The sequence below is a fragment of the Streptomyces sp. NBC_01474 genome (assembly GCF_035918215.1).
In the GTDB taxonomy this organism is placed as follows: Bacteria; Actinomycetota; Actinomycetes; order Streptomycetales; family Streptomycetaceae; genus Streptomyces; species Streptomyces aureus.
In genome coordinates this window covers 985,868-1,000,797 of record NZ_CP109449.1, presented here as the reverse complement: position 1 = coordinate 1,000,797, position 14,930 = coordinate 985,868, and the positions used below count along the sequence as shown (strand labels likewise).

Below are 14,930 nucleotides of genomic sequence, written 5' to 3'. Positions count from 1 at the left end.
TGCTCGAAAGTTCCATTGACCGAGCAATTTCAAGCAGATAGCTTTCCTTCGTCCTCAGATCGTCAGTTCGTCGCGTCAGCTCCCCTCGTCACGTCCCGGAGCTGCGCGGGCGGACAGGGCGGTGGGCCGGCGGAACCACCGGCCGCGCCCGCCCTCGTACAAGGAGAGTCCCGTTGCCGGCGCGCTACCACCTGCGATTCCAGCTTCCTCCCCGCAAGGACCCGGCCGAGGCGGTCGAGCACGCCACCGCCCTGGCCCGGTCCTGCCAGGAGGCCGGGGTCGACGAAGTCGTTCTCCTGCTCGCCGCCGAGGAGGTGTTCGACGGCTATCTCGCAGGTGAGGCCGAAGACCGCTGGTACGAGACCACGGCCACCGTCAGCGACATCCTGCGCGACGCCGGACTCGACGTCAGCCTCAACCCCTGGGTGACGACCGGCCACGCGGACCGCGGCCGCAAGGACGCCCACGGCTTCCTGCCGATGGTCTCGCCCACCGGCAGGACCGCTTCCGCACAGGCCTCGTTCACCTGCCCCGGCTGGCGCGAATGGCTGTACGCCCATTACGGACGCTTCGCCGGACTCGGCTTCCGCGTGCTGTGGCTGGAGGACGACTTCCGTTTCCACAACCACGCCCCGCTGGACTGGGGCGGCGGTTTCGAGACCCCGGTCCTGGACCGGCTGGCCGATCTCGTCGGCCGTCCCGTGACCCGCGACGAGGTCGTGCGGGCGATCACCGAACCCGGCCCGCCGCATCCGTGGCGCGCCCTCCTCCAGCAGGTCTGGCGCACCGTCCAGACGGAGATCGCCGAGCGGCTGAGCGAGGTCGTCGAGGAGCGTTCGTCGGGCCGGTCCCGGCTCGGGCTGATGAGCTCGCTGCCCGACGTCCACTCCGTCGAGGGCCGCGACTGGCCGTCGCTGTTCCAGGCCCTGGCCGTACAGGGCCGGGCCACGCACCGCCCGCACTTCGCCCCGTACAGCGACAGCGCCCCGCGCTCCCTCAGCGGCCAGATGTGGCTTCTGGAGTCCCAGCGCTCACTGCGGCCCGCCTGGGTCGAGTCCGAGCCGGAGATCGAGAACTGGCCGCACACCACCTGGTCGAAATCGGACGTGCAGACCTGGTCCGAGATGACCACGGCCCAACTGTCCGGCGCGGACGCGCTGTTCCTCAACGTGCACCCCATGCAGGCCGGCCGCCCCGACCGCTTCCCCGGCACCGCTCGGCTGCTGCGCCGCTCACGCCCGGCCCTCGACTGGATCGCGGGACGCCACACGAAGGAGGCCCGGACACTCGGGGTCGGGCTGCCGTACCGGCAGGACGCCGCGGCCCACGTCCGCACCCGGACCGGCACTCTGGACGAGCTGCGCACCGGCCCGCGCGGGGCAGCCGACTTCCTGCTGCGCTACGGCGTCCCGGTGACCGCATCAAAGGCTCCGGTGCAGGCTGTCTTCGGCGCGCTGGCCTGGGCGTTCGACGACGACGAGATCCGGGAGATGCTGACGGGCGGACTGCTGCTCGACGGAGTCGCGGCCGATGTGCTGACCCGGCGCGGATTCGGTGATCTGCTCGGTGTCCAGGTCGCCGAGGTCGTCGACCGCGAGGACACGCAGGCGGCGGACCCCTTCAGCTTCGAACAGATCACCCACCACCCGGACCCCGACCTCGTCGGCACCCTGCTGAGCGTCAACACGCAGTCGGCGCTGGCCCGCCTGCGCCCGTACCCGGAAGCCGTCGTGTGGACGCACATCCTCACACCGGGGGAGGACGCGTGGGGCGCCGGAAGCTGCGGATACGTCAATGAACTCGGCGGGCGCGTCGCCGTACTCGCCGCCACCGACCCCGCCGACCTGCCCCGCGACGACTTCGGGCAGCGCGTCGTCCACGCCGTCATCCGGTTCCTGGAGGGACCGACCCCGACACTGCCGCTGGTCAGCGGCGGACCGCACCTGATCCCGCACCTCTCGCAACAGGACGGGGTGACACGACTCGCCATGGCCAACGGCAGCTTCGACCCCGCCCTGCCCCACGTGGACGTCCCCACACCGCCCGACGCGGTGTCGTCGATCCGCCTCGACCCGCTGAAAACCCCGGAACCGGCGAGCGTGCTCCACGGAGAGAACGGGATCACGGCCGAGACGGAACTGCCGCACCGCGCTTGGCTGATGCTGGCCTGGTGAGCCGCCGGGCTGGACGTCGCGTGGCTGGGGGCCGCGTGACGGGGGGCCACGCGGCCCACGGCGCCGAAATTCACTTGATTCGCCCTCCCGAGGCGCAGAGGGTGCAGGCATGACGACGGAGCTTCGCCTGGAGGCGATCACCCCGGCCAACTTCGAGACCGCGACAGCCCTCGAGGTCCGGCCGGACCAGCGACACTTGGTCGCCCCCGTGGTGAAGTCCCTCGCCGAGGCCTACGTGCATCCCGGAGTGGCCTGGCCCCGGCTGATCGTGGACGGCGGCCGGGCCGTCGGCTTCCTCATGGCCTTCTTCGACATCGACTTCGCCGGGGACGGTACCGGCAACGACATGCGTTCCGGACTCTGGCGCCTGAACATCGCTGCTCATGAACAGGGGCGGGGATACGGCCGCTTCGCGGTCGAGTCCGTCGCGGACGAGATCCGGCGCCGCGGCGGAACCCGTCTCACGGTCACGTGGCACCCCGGTGCGCGTGGCCCGGAAGGGTTCTACCTAGGGCTCGGGTTCCGGCCGACCGGCGAGACGAGCGGGGATCAGACGGTCGGGGAGCTGGACCTGGCTCAGCGGCCCGGGGCCGGACGGTCCCGGACGGCGTAACTCAGGGCGCCGGGCGGGTGTCCTGTGCGTACGGTCGGCAATGGGCGCCCTGACCGGACGGCGCACCCGGGCGGCCTCGCGGGCCACTTCGCACGTACCGCGAGGCCGCCCATCACCCCATCGGGCAGGGGAGGGGCACTTGTCAGCAGACCCCGGGCAGCAGGAACTTGGGCGATCCCGGCAGGGCTCGTACGCGCTCCGGCCGGAGGCCGTCCACGGAGGGTCAGGCGCGGTCCAGGAAGTCTGCGATCAGGGGGGCGATCTGCGGCAGGTGGTCCTCCAGGGCGAAGTGGCCCGTCTCGAAGAGGTGCAGCTCCGCGTCCGGGACGTCGCGGAGATAGGCGCGGGCCCCCGGCTCGGGGAAGAAGGGGTCGTTGACGCCCCAGGTGATCAGCGTCGGCGGCCGGTGCTCGCGCAGCCACTCCTGCCAGGCCGGATAGGCGGCGACGTTGCTCTTGTAGTCGTAGGCCAAAGCGAGTTGGGCCTGCTTGCGCCCGGGCAGGTCCAGGAAGTGCTGGTCAAGCAGCCAGCCCTCGGGGGCGACCAGCGAGGGATCTGAGGTGCCGCCCTCGTACTGGGAGCGGGTGGCCTCTTCGGTGAACAGGCCCATGATGCTCTGCTCGGCCCCGGGAGTGGCCGGGGTGAGCGCGGTGAAGTCACGCGCCGCGTCCGACAGGCCTTCGGCGTAGGCGTTGCCGTTCTGCACGATCAGACCGGTGATCCGCTCCGGGTGACGTAGTGCGAGACGGAAGCCGACGGGCGCGCCGAAGTCGAAGAGGTACAGGGTGAACCGGGTCAGGCCCAGGCGTTCGACGAAGCCTTCGGTGACGGCAGCGAGCCGGTCGAAGCTGTACTCGAACCCATCGGGCGTCGACGTGTGACCGAAGCCGGGGTAGTCGGGCGCGATGAGGCGGTAGTGCGCGCACAGGGCGTCGAACAGGCGCCGGAACTGGTGTGAGGCGGACGGAAAGCCGTGCAGCAGGAGCAGCACGGGGGCGTCGGCGCGCTCCGGGAGGGATTCCCGGTAGAAGACCTCGACGCCGTCAACGTCGATGCGCTGGTGGGTAGTTCGGGCGGGAAGGGCGACGCGGGCTGCGGTCCGGGACTCCATGCCACATGCCTCCGAGGCGAGAAGATGCATTAGATGAATGAGTTATAGCGACATCTCTTCTAATGCGTCAATGGCGGGATGTAGCATTAGGTGCATGAGTGACGGTGAACCGCTGACCGGCGAACCCCTGCCCCTGGACCTCGTCAACACCCGATCCGCGGGGCCTGACGGCCGCACCGCCGACCTGATCGACACGCCACGGCGGCTGGTCGCCTGGCTGGACCTCGAAGCGGACCGACTCCCCGGGGACTTCAGCCGTACCGCACCGAGCCCGGAGGACCTCGCCGCCGTCCACGCCGTCCGCGCCCACATCGAGGCCACCCTCCGCGCGGTGACCGAAGGAAAGGCACCGCCCCCCTCGGCCTTGCGTGCGCTGACCGAGGCGCAGCGCCTCGCGCCTGTCGTCCGCGAACTGGCCTGGGACGGCGCTGCCGTGACGGCTGCCCCCCGCCGGACCGGACCGCTGGGTGTCCGCCTCGCCGCCCACCTGGCGGAATCCGCCGCCGACCTCCTCACCGGCCCCGGGATCGGCAAGGTCAGGCAGTGCGAGGCCGAGGACTGTGTGCTGCTGTTCCTGCCGGCGCACCCCCGCCGCCGCTGGTGCTCGGCAGCCCGCTGCGGCAACCGCGCCCGCGTGGCCCGCTACTACCAGCGCCACAAGTCGAGCACCGCGAACAGCTAGGCAGGAGTGGGGAGTTGAGCGCCGTCCCTTCGTAGCCGCACGTGTCCGTCCGTTCGCGAGGCGTGCTTCCGATCAAGTCCGGAGTCTGTGAAACTTGAACAGTCACGCTCGTCGTGGCAGCCCCCGCCGTCCCATCCCCGTGACGGCGGGGTGCTACGCCGTCACGTCGCGGGGAGCGAGTTCAAAGACCGAGATCGGTGAGGCCCGGGTGGTCGTCGGGGCGGCGGCCGAGCGGCCAGCGATACTTGCGCTCGGACTCCGCGATCGGCAGGTTGTTGATGCTCGCGTGGCGCGTGCGCATCAGGCCGTCGTCGTCGAACTCCCAGTTCTCGTTGCCGTACGAACGGAACCAGTGGCCGGAGTCGTCATGCCATTCGTACGCGAAGCGGACCGCGATGCGGTGGCCGTCGTAGGCCCACAGTTCCTTGACGAGGCGGTAGTCCAGCTCCCGGTTCCACTTGCGCGACAGGAACTCCACGATCGCTTCCCGGCCGGTGATGAACTCGGCGCGATTGCGCCAGCGTGAGTCCTCGCTGTAGGCCAGGGCGACCTTCTGCGGGGAGCGGCTGTTCCAGCCGTCCTCGGCGAGGCGCACCTTCTCGATCGCGGTCTCGCGGTTGAAGGGCGGGAGGGGTGGGCGTGTGGACATGACTGCCTGCCTTCGAATGGTCAACTGGGGCCGTTCTACAGGAGAACGTAGGCTTCCGGCGCGCGCGCCACCAGCACAAGGTCGCGTAGGACATGTTCGGGCAGGACAAGATCGAGCAAGGCACGTCGGAAGAAGAGGAGGGGCGCATGGCGAAGTCGTACCGTGTCGGACCCGGGACGCGCGCGGTCAACCGGGTGTTCCTGACCATGACCCGGCTGGGGCTGGGCAAGGGCTACCGCTACATCCTGACCGTGAACGGCAGGAAGTCGGGCCGCCCGTACTCCACCCCGGTCGACGTGATGTCGGCGGGCGGCGATCGCTGGCTCGTCGCCGCGTACGGGGTGAGCAACTGGGTGCGCAACGCACGCGTCGCCGACGAGGTCGGCCTGAGCCGCGGCGGCCGCTCCCGGAAATTGCGCGTGGTCGAACTCGGCCCCGAGGAGAGCGTCCCGGTGCTGCGGCAGTACCTGAGGGAAGTGCCGGTCACGCGGGCCTACTTCGACGTGACGCTCGATTCGACCGACGAGGAGTTCGCCGCCGAGGCGGCACGGCACCCGGTATTCCGTCTGGTGCCGGTTGCCTGAATTCGCGTACGACCGTCCCTCCCCGATCGGAGTGTTACCGGGAGCGGCGTGCGTGACGCGGCAGACGGTGAAAGTACGATCGCCCAATGTCTGATACGACCGAGACCACGCCCGGCTGGCTCACCTCCGACGATCTTGAGCTGGCGCGCGCACGCATGCCGATCCTGTACGTCGAAGCCGTACCGGTGCGAGTCGACAACAATGGTGAAGTCACCCACATCGGACTGCTGTTGCGCATCGGGCGGGACGGGACGGTCAGCCGCTCCTTCGTCTCCGGCCGGGTGCTGCACCACGAACGCGTCCGCGACGCGCTGCTGCGTCATCTGGAGAAGGACCTCGGCCCGGTCGCCCTGCCCCGCGTACCGGCGTCCCTGCAGCCTTTCACTGTCGCCGAGTACTTCCCGACGCTCGGCGTCACGCCGTTCCACGACCCGCGCCAGCATGCCGTGTCCCTCGCGTACATCGTCCCCGTCACCGGTGACTGCCGGCCCCGGCAGGACGCGCTCGACCTGGTCTGGTTCACCCCGGAGGAGGCCTCGTCACAGGTGGTCCAGAACGAGATGCCGGGCGGGCACGGCGTCCTCCTGAAGCAGGCCCTCGCGTACGTGGGGGCCCTTTCCTGAGCATGGAACGGCTGGGTGGCAGGCGAACGCGGTGACGCCCCGCCGGCAACTACCTCAGAGGTAATCGACCCCTCGAATGCCCGCGGGCTACGTTCAGGTCCTCGTCCCCGCACCGCGAGGACCTGAACGAGGGAGCCCGACCGTGCCCGCCTATGGCTTCGCGCACCTTCGCAGCCGCCGGCATCACGCCGACATCATCGAGTACCTGGAGCGCATCCAGGCCACGCTCGACCCCTTCGCGGGCCGCTTCGTCATCCACGGCCCGCCCGCCGAAGTGGTCGAAGGGAGCTGGCCCGGCAGCATGGTGCTGATCGAGTTTCCCGGCCTCGCCGAGGCGCGTGCCTGGTACAACTCGCCCGCGTACCAGGACATTCTGCGGCTGCGGACCGACCACATCGAGGGGGATCTGCTGCTGATCGAGGGCGTCGGACCGGACTACGACCCGAGCGAGCGGGCCGCGAAACTGCGTGCGGAGGCGGGGCGGTCGGGCGATTAGCCGAGGCCGGAACGCGCCCGATTTTTAGGACGCCGGCGAGGTCGGAGAGGCGTCTGCCCGGGACTTCGAGCGCGCGCCGTCGCACACGAGGTTGACGGCGATCGTGACCGGAGTCGTGGGGGACACCGCGGTGGGCGGGAGGGTGGCTGCCGCCGTCCAGTTGCCCTTGCGCAGAGTGAGGGACGCGCTGCCCATGTCCCGGCCGTTCTTCCAGCCGTGGTCGGAACGGGCGCGGGCGAAGCCGGCTTTCAGGGCCGCGCCAGCCTTCGCCGACTCACCCCGGCCCGTCAGCCGCTCGGTGCACTCGATCACGATCTGATCCTGCGGCGCCCGATCGAGCGTGACGCCCTCCGCCGCCAGCGCTGACGTCAGCTCGCGCACCGCGGTGTCCGCCGACAGCCGCGGTTCCGCGGATCGTGAGGGAAGCGGGCCCTTGTCGTCGATGAGGCGGGTACAGCCCGTGGCGGCCGCTGTCGCGGTCACCGCCATGGCCAGTGCCACGATGTGCGTCGTCACCTGACGGCGTCGCATGATCTCGTCCATCCCCTCGAAGCCACCAACGGCAGACCAGTCTCCCATCCGTGCGCTGCAGGCTGCGGGGGCCGGTCCTGCGATGAGGTGAGCGTGTGGCCAAGGGGAATAGAGGCATCGGATCGGGACTTGGTTCTGTATATGACCGACACTTCGTTCAACCCGCGCACGCTCCTCGCCCAGAGCCGACTCGGTGTTCTTGCCACGATCAAGTCGGACGGCCTGCCTCAGCTTTCCCCTGTCATGCCCTTCTACGACGAGGAGGCCGGTCTCCTTCACGTCTCGATGACCGAGGGGCGGGCCAAGACAGCGAATCTGCGCCGCGACCCGCGCGCCGCACTGGAGGTCACCAGCGCCGACGGCTGGTCGTGGGCCACGGCCGAGGGCCCGGTGACGCTCGTCGGGCCGGGAACCGACCCGAACGGCCCAGAGGTCGAGGCCCTCGTCAACTACTACCGTGCCGCGTCCGGCGAACATCCCGACTGGGACGAGTACCGGTCGGTGATGGTGACGGACCGCAGGGTACTCATGACGATGTCAGTCACGCGCGTGTACGGGTCCCAGGCCGGCTGACGCGGTTGCCGGGTCACGCCTCGTGAGCGAACTCGTCACTGTCGCTGCCCTCTGTGAGTCCCCGGTCGGCGCTTCGCCCCTGATTACGCACAGTGCTACAAAGGGGATATGACGCAGTCCCTCGGGCGGCCTGCCGCCCGACAGGAGGGTGCAGTTTCCGGGGAGCCACGGCCCTCCTGGGGACAGAGCCTCCGCTCCCTCGTCAGCGTGCACAGCGTCGCAGGCCAGGTGTTTCTGCTGCAGCTGACACTGACCGTGCTGCTCGTCGTCGCGGCCGGCACGGCACTCGTGCTCCAGGCCAGGGACTCCGCCATGAAGGAGGCCGGTCAGCGCTCGGTCGCGACCGCCGAGGCGTTCGCCCACTCCCCGGGGACGCTGGCCGCCATGAAGTCCGCCGACCCCGGCGCGGTGCTCCAGCCCAGCTCGGAGGCGACCCGCAAGGCAACCGGTGTCGACTACGTCGTGACGTTCAGCCCGAAGGGCATCCGCTGGTCCCACCCCGACCCGCATCTGATCGGCAAGCACGTGATCGGCTCGTTCGCTCCCGCGCTCGCCGGCCGTACGGTGACCAGCACCTTCAACACATCCGTCGGCCCCGCCGTGAACACGACCGTCCCGGTCATCGACACCGACGGCTCCGTCGTCGGCCTCGTGGGCGTCGGGATCACCGTGGAGAACGTGAACGCCGGGGTGTCGGACAGACTTCCCCTGCTCGTGGGGTCCGCCGTGGGCGCGCTACTCGTCGTGACGGCCGGTTCGGTCCTCGTGAGCAAGAGGGTGCGGCGTCAGACCCACGGCCTGGACCCCGCGGAGCTCTCGCGCATGTACGAGCACCATGATGCGGTCCTGCACGCCGTGAGGGAAGGCGTGCTCATCACCAGCGGGGACGGCCGCCTGCTGCTCGCCAACGACGAGGCGAAACGACTCCTCGGACTGCCCCCGGGCGCGGAAGGGCAAGCCGTCGCGGAGCTCGGTCTCCCCCCGCACATGGCCGAACTCCTCGTCACCGAGCGTGTCGTGACCGACGAGGTGCACCGCGCGGGCGACCGCCTGCTCGCGGTGAACGTGCGGTCGACCGCCCTGTACGGCGGGCCCGCCGGCAACGCGGTGACACTGCGGGACTCCACCGAGCTGCGGGCCCTCGCGGGCAAGGCGCAGGCGGCCAGGGAACGCCTGCAACTCCTGTACGACGCGGGCGTGCGCATCGGCACGACCCTGGACGTCGTACGCACCGCGGAGGAACTGGCCCAGGTCGCCGTCCCCCGCTTCGCCGACGTCGCCACCGTCGAACTCCTGGACGGCGTCACGGGGGGCGGCGAGCCCAGCGAAGACACCGCCGAAATGCGCCGCACTGCGGTCACGGGCATCGCGCGCGAGGACGTGTTCTACCCGGTGGGCGAACTGATCCGGTTCGCCCCCTCGACACTGATGGCGAGGTCCATGAGCACCGGCCACGCGGTACTCGCAAACGATCTGGGCGCGGCAGGCGACTGGCGCATGCAGCACCCCGAGCGGGCCCGGCGGATTCTGGAATACGGCATCCGTTCACAGATCAGCGTGCCCCTGAGCGCACGCGGCGTCGTGCTCGGCCTCGCCAACTTCTGGCGCATGGAGAGCACCGCGTCCTTCGAGTCGGAGGACCTGTCGACCGCCGAGGAACTGGCGGCCCGCGCCGCCGTGGCGATCGACAACGCCCGCCGCTTCACCCGCGAACACGCCATGGCCGTCACCCTGCAGCGCAGCCTGCTGCCCGGCGCGCTCCCCGAGCAGTCCGCGCTAGAGGTGGCGCACCAGTACCTGCCCGCCGAGGCGGGGGTCGGTGGTGACTGGTTCGACCTCATCCCGTTGCCCGGCGCCCGCGTCGCCCTCGTCGTCGGCGACGTCGTCGGGCACGGCGTACGCGCGGCGGCCACGATGGGGCAGCTGCGCACCGCCGTCCACAACTTCTCGTCCCTCGACCTGACCCCCGACGAACTCCTGAGCCACCTCGACGATCAGGTCACCCGCATCGGCGCCGACGTGGCACGCGAGGGCGACGGCGACGGCGCGGGCATCGTCGGGGCGACCTGCCTGTACGCGATCTACGACGCGGTCACCGGACACGTGACGATGGCCTCGTCCGGCCACCCGGGGCCGGCCGTGGTCCTCCCCGACGGCACCGTCACCCTCCTCGACGTCCCCGTGTCCCCGCCGCTCGGGCTCGGCGAGAGCATGCCGATGGAGACCCTCGAACTGCTCCTGCCCGAAGGGTCCCAACTCGTGCTCTACACGGACGGTTTGATAGAGGACCGCCACCGCGACTTCGACACGGGCATCGAGATGCTGCGCGCCGCCCTCTCCCACGGCGCGGACCGCACACCGCAGGAGACCTGCGCGGAGGTCCTCGGCGCAGTGATGCCGGAACGGCCCGACGACGACGTCGCCCTGATCGTGGCGCGCACCCGGCTCCTCGACCCCGGCCGAGTCGCCGAATGGGATGTGCCCTGCGACCCGGCGGCCGTCGCGCCCGTACGCTCCGCGTGCCTGCGCCAGCTCGAAACGTGGGGCCTGGACGGGATCGCGTTCACCACCGAGCTCGTCCTCAGCGAGCTCATCACCAACGCCATCCGCTACGGCACCCAGCCCGTCAAGGTCCGCCTGCTGTACGACCGCAACCTCATCTGCGAGATCTCCGACGGCAGCAGCACCGCACCCCATCTGCGCCGGGCCGCCACCACCGACGAGGGCGGACGAGGACTGTTCCTCGTCGCCCACTACGCCGAACGCTGGGGAACGCGCTATTCGCCGCGCGGCAAGGTGATCTGGGCCGAGCTGTCCCCGCACGCCGGAGAGCCGGAACCCGCACCGGACCTCGGTGACGACTTCTTGGATCAGTGGGTCGAACCGGAGATCTGACGGGGCGCCGCGACCGGCGTCATGCCCTGGTGCCCGATCAGTCGGTGTCCGTGGCGGCGAGGACGGCGAGCCGGCGACGGTCGGGCGAGAGCGCGGCGATGCCGTAGTCGGTGCAGGCGTCGTTGTGGAACCACTCCGCGTCGGCCTCGAAGTGGAACCACGTGCTCTGGCTCGCGTGGCGCTCGACGTCCTCGGCGCTCGCGCCCTCGGCGGTCCCGCTGAGGCCCGCCAGCGAACGCCAGGCCCAGAGTCGTCCGTAGGCACCGTGTACGCCCTGGCTGTACATGCCGCCCATCGACGCCGTGGCGAAGAGCAACCGCCAGATCTCGTCCACCGGGCGGGCCGCGATCTCGAAGCGGGCCGTGGGGCCGAGCCCGTCGACGCAGGGCATGGGAAGGGTCGGGAGAAGAGCCGGCACCTGCTCCGGTGCGATGGCCTCGTCGAGGCGGAAGACCCACGCCCCGTGGTTACCCCAGTCTCCGGCCTCCGGGGCGGCGACGATGCTCGTGTGCACGGCCGTGGTGGCGACGTCCTGAAGGGTGGAACGGCTGGACGAGCGTGGGGTGGGCGGATCCATCCGGCCCTCGGCGGGCAGGCTCGACCCGCCACCTCTGGCGGAGCCGCGCAGTGAGCGGCTGGGGAAGTCGACGGCGGTCTCCATGTCGCGGAGCTGATTTGGCAGCCACGCGAGGGCGGACCAGCCCGGCCGGACGATCGTCCAGGTGCGCAGCGGTCGGAAGTCGTCGACGTCCACGCCGCGAAGGATCAACTCGTGGAAGAGACAGCCCCGCAGCTCGTCGAGGCGGTCCGTGTGGGAACGGTCGAACACGGTGGCCGCCAGTTCGGCGGGCTCCTGGTGCTCGGCGAGGAGCGATGCGACGAAGCGCGGGTGGAGGCCGGTCGACGCCTGCTCGTCGAGGAGCCGGAGCAATTGCGTGAGGCTGTCACGTCCGCGGGTGAGAGCAAGTACGCGTACGACATGGGTCAGGTGGCGTCCGTACTCCCGCGCCTGCTCGGCGGCGGCCTCGCGCCGGCCGGCGAGCCGCGCCCCCAACTCCCGCAGATACGAAGTGTCACCGCGCGCCGCGCGCGCCTCGACCTGGTCCCAGTCGAGCGGGAGGCGGTCATCCATTGCGTTTTCCACGGTCGGTCACCCTACGGGGCGGGGTTCGCGTCGGGTCACGACGACCTGGACGTCGTCCTCGTAGATGACGTGGCCCGGGTCTGTGGACCGGACCATGCGGCATGCGACTCCGTGTGAGGCGAGGATTTCCAGGTAGCCGTCGACGCGCTCCATGAGGTGCGTTGCCGTCGGCTTGAACCAGGCGGTGGCGGTGGGGTTGACCGCCGGGTCGTAGACCGTCGGGTCCACGCTCGAGGGGTTCGGGTACGCGAGGTCGTACCAGGCGTTGTTCTCGCGCCGGAAGAGTTCCTGCTCCTCGCTGAGCCTGCCCGCGCGGCCGAGCCGGTTGACCAGACCGAACACGCCCGTGAAGTGTCCCCGCTCGTTCGGTGTGACCGCCTGGAAGCGTACGTACTCGGTGGGGCCGCCGCTGCCTTGAGTCGTCATCGGGCGATCTTCGCATGCCTGAGCCGGCGGCTTCCGTGCGGTGTTCCCGCAGGAGTCGGAAGGCCGCGGGCGGCGCCTGACGGACCGTCCACCGGCTGTGTCGGCCCGGCGGACAGGAACACGGGGGTCACGGACGCGGGGAAGCGGACCAGCGACCCGTCACGCTCCACCGGCACGGCGACCCCGAACGCGTCCACGGCGTGCGCCTCCGCATGTGGCCAGGGACGTTCGATCCGCGTGGGCGGCTCGTCCTCGCCGGTGAACACGTCCCCTGCCGTCCACACGACCTCCAGGGGGCCGCGCCCGGGCCGCGACACCTCGAAGACGTACAGGTCCGGACGTTCCCCGGCCGCGAGGCGGCGCACGCCGTCGGCGCTGTCCAGATGTCCGGCCAGGCGGGCGAACGCGTCGGCCGAAGGGTGGCGTACGGCCAGCTCCGTTCCGTCGTAGTCGAGCAGGGCGAGCTTGCCGAACAGGAATCCCATCATGTTCAGCCGGTCGCGGTAGCCGGGGATCTCGGGCGCGAGGTTCCAGCACACGGTGCGGGTCAGGCCGGCGGCCAGGGCGAGAACGTTGCGGGTCACGACCTGGCGGCAGTTGATCCGGTCCCTGCGCGCGGCGAGTTCCGGCGGGCAGTCCTCGAGGAACATCCGCAGCGAGTCGGGGAGTTCGGCCTCCCGGGCGTACAGCGCCCGCATGGTGCTGCGGTCCGGCGGCTCCGCCTGCGCACCGGTGGCGGGGGCCATGAACGCGGCCATCATCTCCTGCTGGAAGACGGCCTGGGCCTCGGGGAACTCGAACAAGGTCGGCCCGTTGTACTCGCCGGCCACCACAGGCCGTTCGTAGCCGTGCCGGCGCATCATCGCGCGCACGGACTCCACGTGTTCGGGGATGTCGTGCGGGTCGCCGTACAGGTGCACGGAGAAGAGGTCGAACGCGTCGCGGCCGTGCTCCACCACGTGGTCGAAGAAGGCGCGCTCCTCGCTTCCGGGCGGGCTCGACAGCACGTCGTGACCGCAGCCGCCGAGGACGATCCGCGCGCCCGGGTCGGCGTCACGCACCGCGCGCGTGAAGGCCGCCAGCTGCTCGACGTACTCGGGCGCGGTGCCGTCCCAGAGGAGGCCCGTATTGCTCGGCTCGTTGTTGCACTGCCAGTAGTCGATACGGCCCCTGCAGCGGGTCACCAGGTGGCTCACGAAGCGCGCGTACTGCGCGGTGTCACGTGCCGGGGACGACGGCAGGAACGCCGAAGGGTTCCGCGTGGCCCAGGGCGAGCTCGAACAGACCGTGACCCACGCCTCGTCGGCCGGGTCCAACTGGTCGAGGACCGCGTCCACCACGGTCCAGTCGTAGCGACCGGGTTCCGGCTCGACCTGCCCCCAGTAGACGTATACACGCACCAGCGAACCGCCTAGTGCCCGGATCTGCGGGACGAAGGGATCCGGCTTGCCGAACATGCCGTAGCTGATCCCCCGGACGATGCCGAGCCGGATCCCGGCGGGTGCGGTGGTTGGGTCCATGACGCTCTCCTCATGCTTACGTTTATGTCATAAACTCTAGCTGATGGCATAAACTACAGCCATGAAGGACGAGCGGACAGCGGCCGGAGGCTTCGGTACGCCCTTGATCTGGACCCGTGCGGAGCCGCCGAAGCGCCGACAGAGCCCGCTGGAGCGGGACGACATCGTGCGGGCCGCGACGGCCGTCGCCGACGAGGGCGGAGCGGAGGCCCTGACGATGGCCGCGGTCGCCCGACGCCTCGGGCCGTACACGCCGATGGCGCTGTACCGCCATGTGATGAGCAAGGACGGACTCGTCGACCTGATGCTCGACGCCGCCACCGCGGAGGTTCCCGTGCCCGCGGAGCCGGGCCCCGACTGGCGCGCCGACCTGCGGGGGATCGCCACGGAGAGCTGGGCCATGGCGAAGAGACACCTGTGGTTCGCACAGCTCGTCCCGACCCGCCCCCCACTGGGTCCCCATATGCTGCGCCGCACCGAGTTCCAGCTGCGGGTGCTCGTCGGGCGCGGCGCCGCACTGGGCGAGGCCGTCGCGGACGCCGCCCTGCTCGACCGCCATGTCTTCGGCGGCGCACAGCAGGAGGCCGAGGAGCACGCCATGCGTCGCCGGCTGGGAATCGACACCCCGGAGCGGCTGGCCGCGGCGGTCAACGCGGTCAGGGGAGTGGCGGAACAGGGCGGGCACGAACTGCTGGCGCGATGGATGGAGGAACCGTCCGGGCCCGATATGGACGAACAGTTCACCCTCAGCCTGACGTTCCTGCTCGACGGCATCGAGGCGCGTCTGCCGAACCGGGAAGGGCGTTAGGGATCTGGCGCGGGCCCTCCACCGCCACCGCGCGCTGCGGCAAGCTGCGGATGCGGAGTACGAGAGGGAGACGGGCCGGCCCGCGCAGCGGACGTAACCCT

15 protein-coding genes are annotated in these 14,930 nt (G+C 70.5%); 9 read left to right on the top strand and 6 right to left on the bottom strand.

The features are described 5' to 3' along the window. The first annotated feature begins 173 nt into the window (after positions 1–173). A complete protein-coding gene (locus tag OG758_RS04885) occupies positions 174–2,174 on the top strand; it encodes a hypothetical protein (RefSeq protein ID WP_326708788.1) in 2,001 nt (666 codons plus the stop codon). Between the two features lie 109 nt (positions 2,175–2,283). Beyond that, the gene (locus tag OG758_RS04880) at positions 2,284–2,787 is read left to right on the top strand and encodes a GNAT family N-acetyltransferase (RefSeq protein WP_326708787.1); all 504 of its coding nucleotides are present in this window, start codon (positions 2,284–2,286) and stop codon (positions 2,785–2,787) included. 223 nt (positions 2,788–3,010) lie between these two features. On the opposite strand, the gene OG758_RS04875 is transcribed toward OG758_RS04880, so the two are convergent. Beyond that, positions 3,011–3,898, bottom strand: coding sequence for an alpha/beta fold hydrolase (locus OG758_RS04875; RefSeq protein ID WP_326708786.1), 888 nt, complete (start codon positions 3,896–3,898; stop codon positions 3,011–3,013). Between the two features lie 94 nt (positions 3,899–3,992). Here OG758_RS04875 and OG758_RS04870 point away from each other — a divergent pair, with 94 nt between their 5' ends. Continuing rightward, entirely contained in the window at positions 3,993–4,580 is a 588-nt protein-coding gene (locus OG758_RS04870; protein WP_326708785.1) for a CGNR zinc finger domain-containing protein, read from the top strand. A 181-nt stretch (positions 4,581–4,761) separates the two neighbouring features. On the opposite strand, the gene OG758_RS04865 is transcribed toward OG758_RS04870, so the two are convergent. Beyond that, positions 4,762–5,229 (bottom strand): nuclear transport factor 2 family protein, encoded by a 468-nt coding sequence (locus OG758_RS04865; RefSeq protein ID WP_326708784.1) that lies wholly within the window; start codon positions 5,227–5,229, stop codon positions 4,762–4,764. A 146-nt stretch (positions 5,230–5,375) separates the two neighbouring features. On the opposite strand from OG758_RS04865, the gene OG758_RS04860 reads away from it, so the two are divergent. The 3 genes from OG758_RS04860 to OG758_RS04850 all read left to right on the top strand — a co-directional run bounded on the left by OG758_RS04860 (position 5,376) and on the right by OG758_RS04850 (position 6,932). Then, entirely contained in the window at positions 5,376–5,813 is a 438-nt protein-coding gene (locus tag OG758_RS04860; RefSeq protein ID WP_326708783.1) for a nitroreductase family deazaflavin-dependent oxidoreductase, read from the top strand. An 86-nt stretch (positions 5,814–5,899) separates the two neighbouring features. Continuing rightward, on the top strand, positions 5,900–6,436 hold the full coding sequence (locus tag OG758_RS04855; RefSeq protein ID WP_116505047.1) for an NUDIX hydrolase family protein: 537 nt from the start codon (positions 5,900–5,902) through the stop codon (positions 6,434–6,436). Between the two features lie 142 nt (positions 6,437–6,578). Next, a complete protein-coding gene (locus tag OG758_RS04850; protein WP_326708782.1) occupies positions 6,579–6,932 on the top strand; it encodes a DUF1330 domain-containing protein in 354 nt (117 codons plus the stop codon). A 24-nt stretch (positions 6,933–6,956) separates the two neighbouring features. Here the strand turns inward: OG758_RS04850 and OG758_RS04845 are convergent, their stop codons facing one another. Continuing rightward, a complete protein-coding gene (locus OG758_RS04845) occupies positions 6,957–7,463 on the bottom strand; it encodes a hypothetical protein (RefSeq protein ID WP_326708781.1) in 507 nt (168 codons plus the stop codon). A gap of 141 nt (positions 7,464–7,604) precedes the next feature. Here OG758_RS04845 and OG758_RS04840 point away from each other — a divergent pair, with 141 nt between their 5' ends. Then, the gene (locus OG758_RS04840; protein ID WP_326708780.1) at positions 7,605–8,036 is read left to right on the top strand and encodes a PPOX class F420-dependent oxidoreductase; all 432 of its coding nucleotides are present in this window, start codon (positions 7,605–7,607) and stop codon (positions 8,034–8,036) included. A gap of 108 nt (positions 8,037–8,144) precedes the next feature. Next, complete coding sequence (locus tag OG758_RS04835) at positions 8,145–10,931, top strand: SpoIIE family protein phosphatase (protein WP_382060021.1); 2,787 nt, start codon at positions 8,145–8,147, stop codon at positions 10,929–10,931. A 37-nt stretch (positions 10,932–10,968) separates the two neighbouring features. Here OG758_RS04835 and OG758_RS04830 read toward each other — a convergent pair whose 3' ends face one another. From OG758_RS04830 to OG758_RS04820, 3 genes are read right to left on the bottom strand one after another with little or no spacing between them, the layout of a single operon-like run. Beyond that, positions 10,969–12,063 (bottom strand): DUF6183 family protein, encoded by a 1,095-nt coding sequence (locus OG758_RS04830; protein WP_326708778.1) that lies wholly within the window; start codon positions 12,061–12,063, stop codon positions 10,969–10,971. Positions 12,064–12,081: 18 nt separating this feature from the next. Further along, the gene (locus tag OG758_RS04825) at positions 12,082–12,501 is read right to left on the bottom strand and encodes a hypothetical protein (protein ID WP_326708777.1); all 420 of its coding nucleotides are present in this window, start codon (positions 12,499–12,501) and stop codon (positions 12,082–12,084) included. Further along, complete coding sequence (locus OG758_RS04820; RefSeq protein ID WP_326708776.1) at positions 12,498–14,021, bottom strand: hypothetical protein; 1,524 nt, start codon at positions 14,019–14,021, stop codon at positions 12,498–12,500. The genes OG758_RS04825 and OG758_RS04820 overlap by 4 nt, the downstream gene beginning before the upstream one ends. A 61-nt stretch (positions 14,022–14,082) precedes the next feature. Between OG758_RS04820 and OG758_RS04815 the strand changes: the two genes are divergently transcribed. Then, a complete protein-coding gene (locus tag OG758_RS04815; protein WP_326708775.1) occupies positions 14,083–14,829 on the top strand; it encodes a TetR/AcrR family transcriptional regulator in 747 nt (248 codons plus the stop codon). Positions 14,830–14,930: the final 101 nt, after the last annotated feature.

Excerpts from the sequence above, each read along its gene's own strand:
- OG758_RS04825 (WP_326708777.1), bottom strand. The coding sequence starts at position 12,501 with ATGACGACTCAAGGCAGCGGCGGCCCCACCGAGTACGTACGCTTCCAG.
- OG758_RS04815 (WP_326708775.1), top strand. The coding sequence starts at position 14,083 with ATGAAGGACGAGCGGACAGCGGCCGGAGGCTTCGGTACGCCCTTGATC.
- OG758_RS04835 (WP_382060021.1), top strand. The coding sequence starts at position 8,145 with ATGACGCAGTCCCTCGGGCGGCCTGCCGCCCGACAGGAGGGTGCAGTT.
- OG758_RS04870 (WP_326708785.1), top strand. The coding sequence starts at position 3,993 with ATGAGTGACGGTGAACCGCTGACCGGCGAACCCCTGCCCCTGGACCTC.
- OG758_RS04860 (WP_326708783.1), top strand. The coding sequence starts at position 5,376 with ATGGCGAAGTCGTACCGTGTCGGACCCGGGACGCGCGCGGTCAACCGG.
- OG758_RS04880 (WP_326708787.1), top strand. The coding sequence starts at position 2,284 with ATGACGACGGAGCTTCGCCTGGAGGCGATCACCCCGGCCAACTTCGAG.
- OG758_RS04820 (WP_326708776.1), bottom strand. The coding sequence starts at position 14,021 with ATGGACCCAACCACCGCACCCGCCGGGATCCGGCTCGGCATCGTCCGG.
- OG758_RS04855 (WP_116505047.1), top strand. The coding sequence starts at position 5,900 with ATGTCTGATACGACCGAGACCACGCCCGGCTGGCTCACCTCCGACGAT.
- OG758_RS04840 (WP_326708780.1), top strand. The coding sequence starts at position 7,605 with ATGACCGACACTTCGTTCAACCCGCGCACGCTCCTCGCCCAGAGCCGA.
- OG758_RS04845 (WP_326708781.1), bottom strand. The coding sequence starts at position 7,463 with ATGCGACGCCGTCAGGTGACGACGCACATCGTGGCACTGGCCATGGCG.
- OG758_RS04865 (WP_326708784.1), bottom strand. The coding sequence starts at position 5,229 with ATGTCCACACGCCCACCCCTCCCGCCCTTCAACCGCGAGACCGCGATC.
- OG758_RS04875 (WP_326708786.1), bottom strand. The coding sequence starts at position 3,898 with ATGGAGTCCCGGACCGCAGCCCGCGTCGCCCTTCCCGCCCGAACTACC.
- OG758_RS04830 (WP_326708778.1), bottom strand. The coding sequence starts at position 12,063 with ATGGATGACCGCCTCCCGCTCGACTGGGACCAGGTCGAGGCGCGCGCG.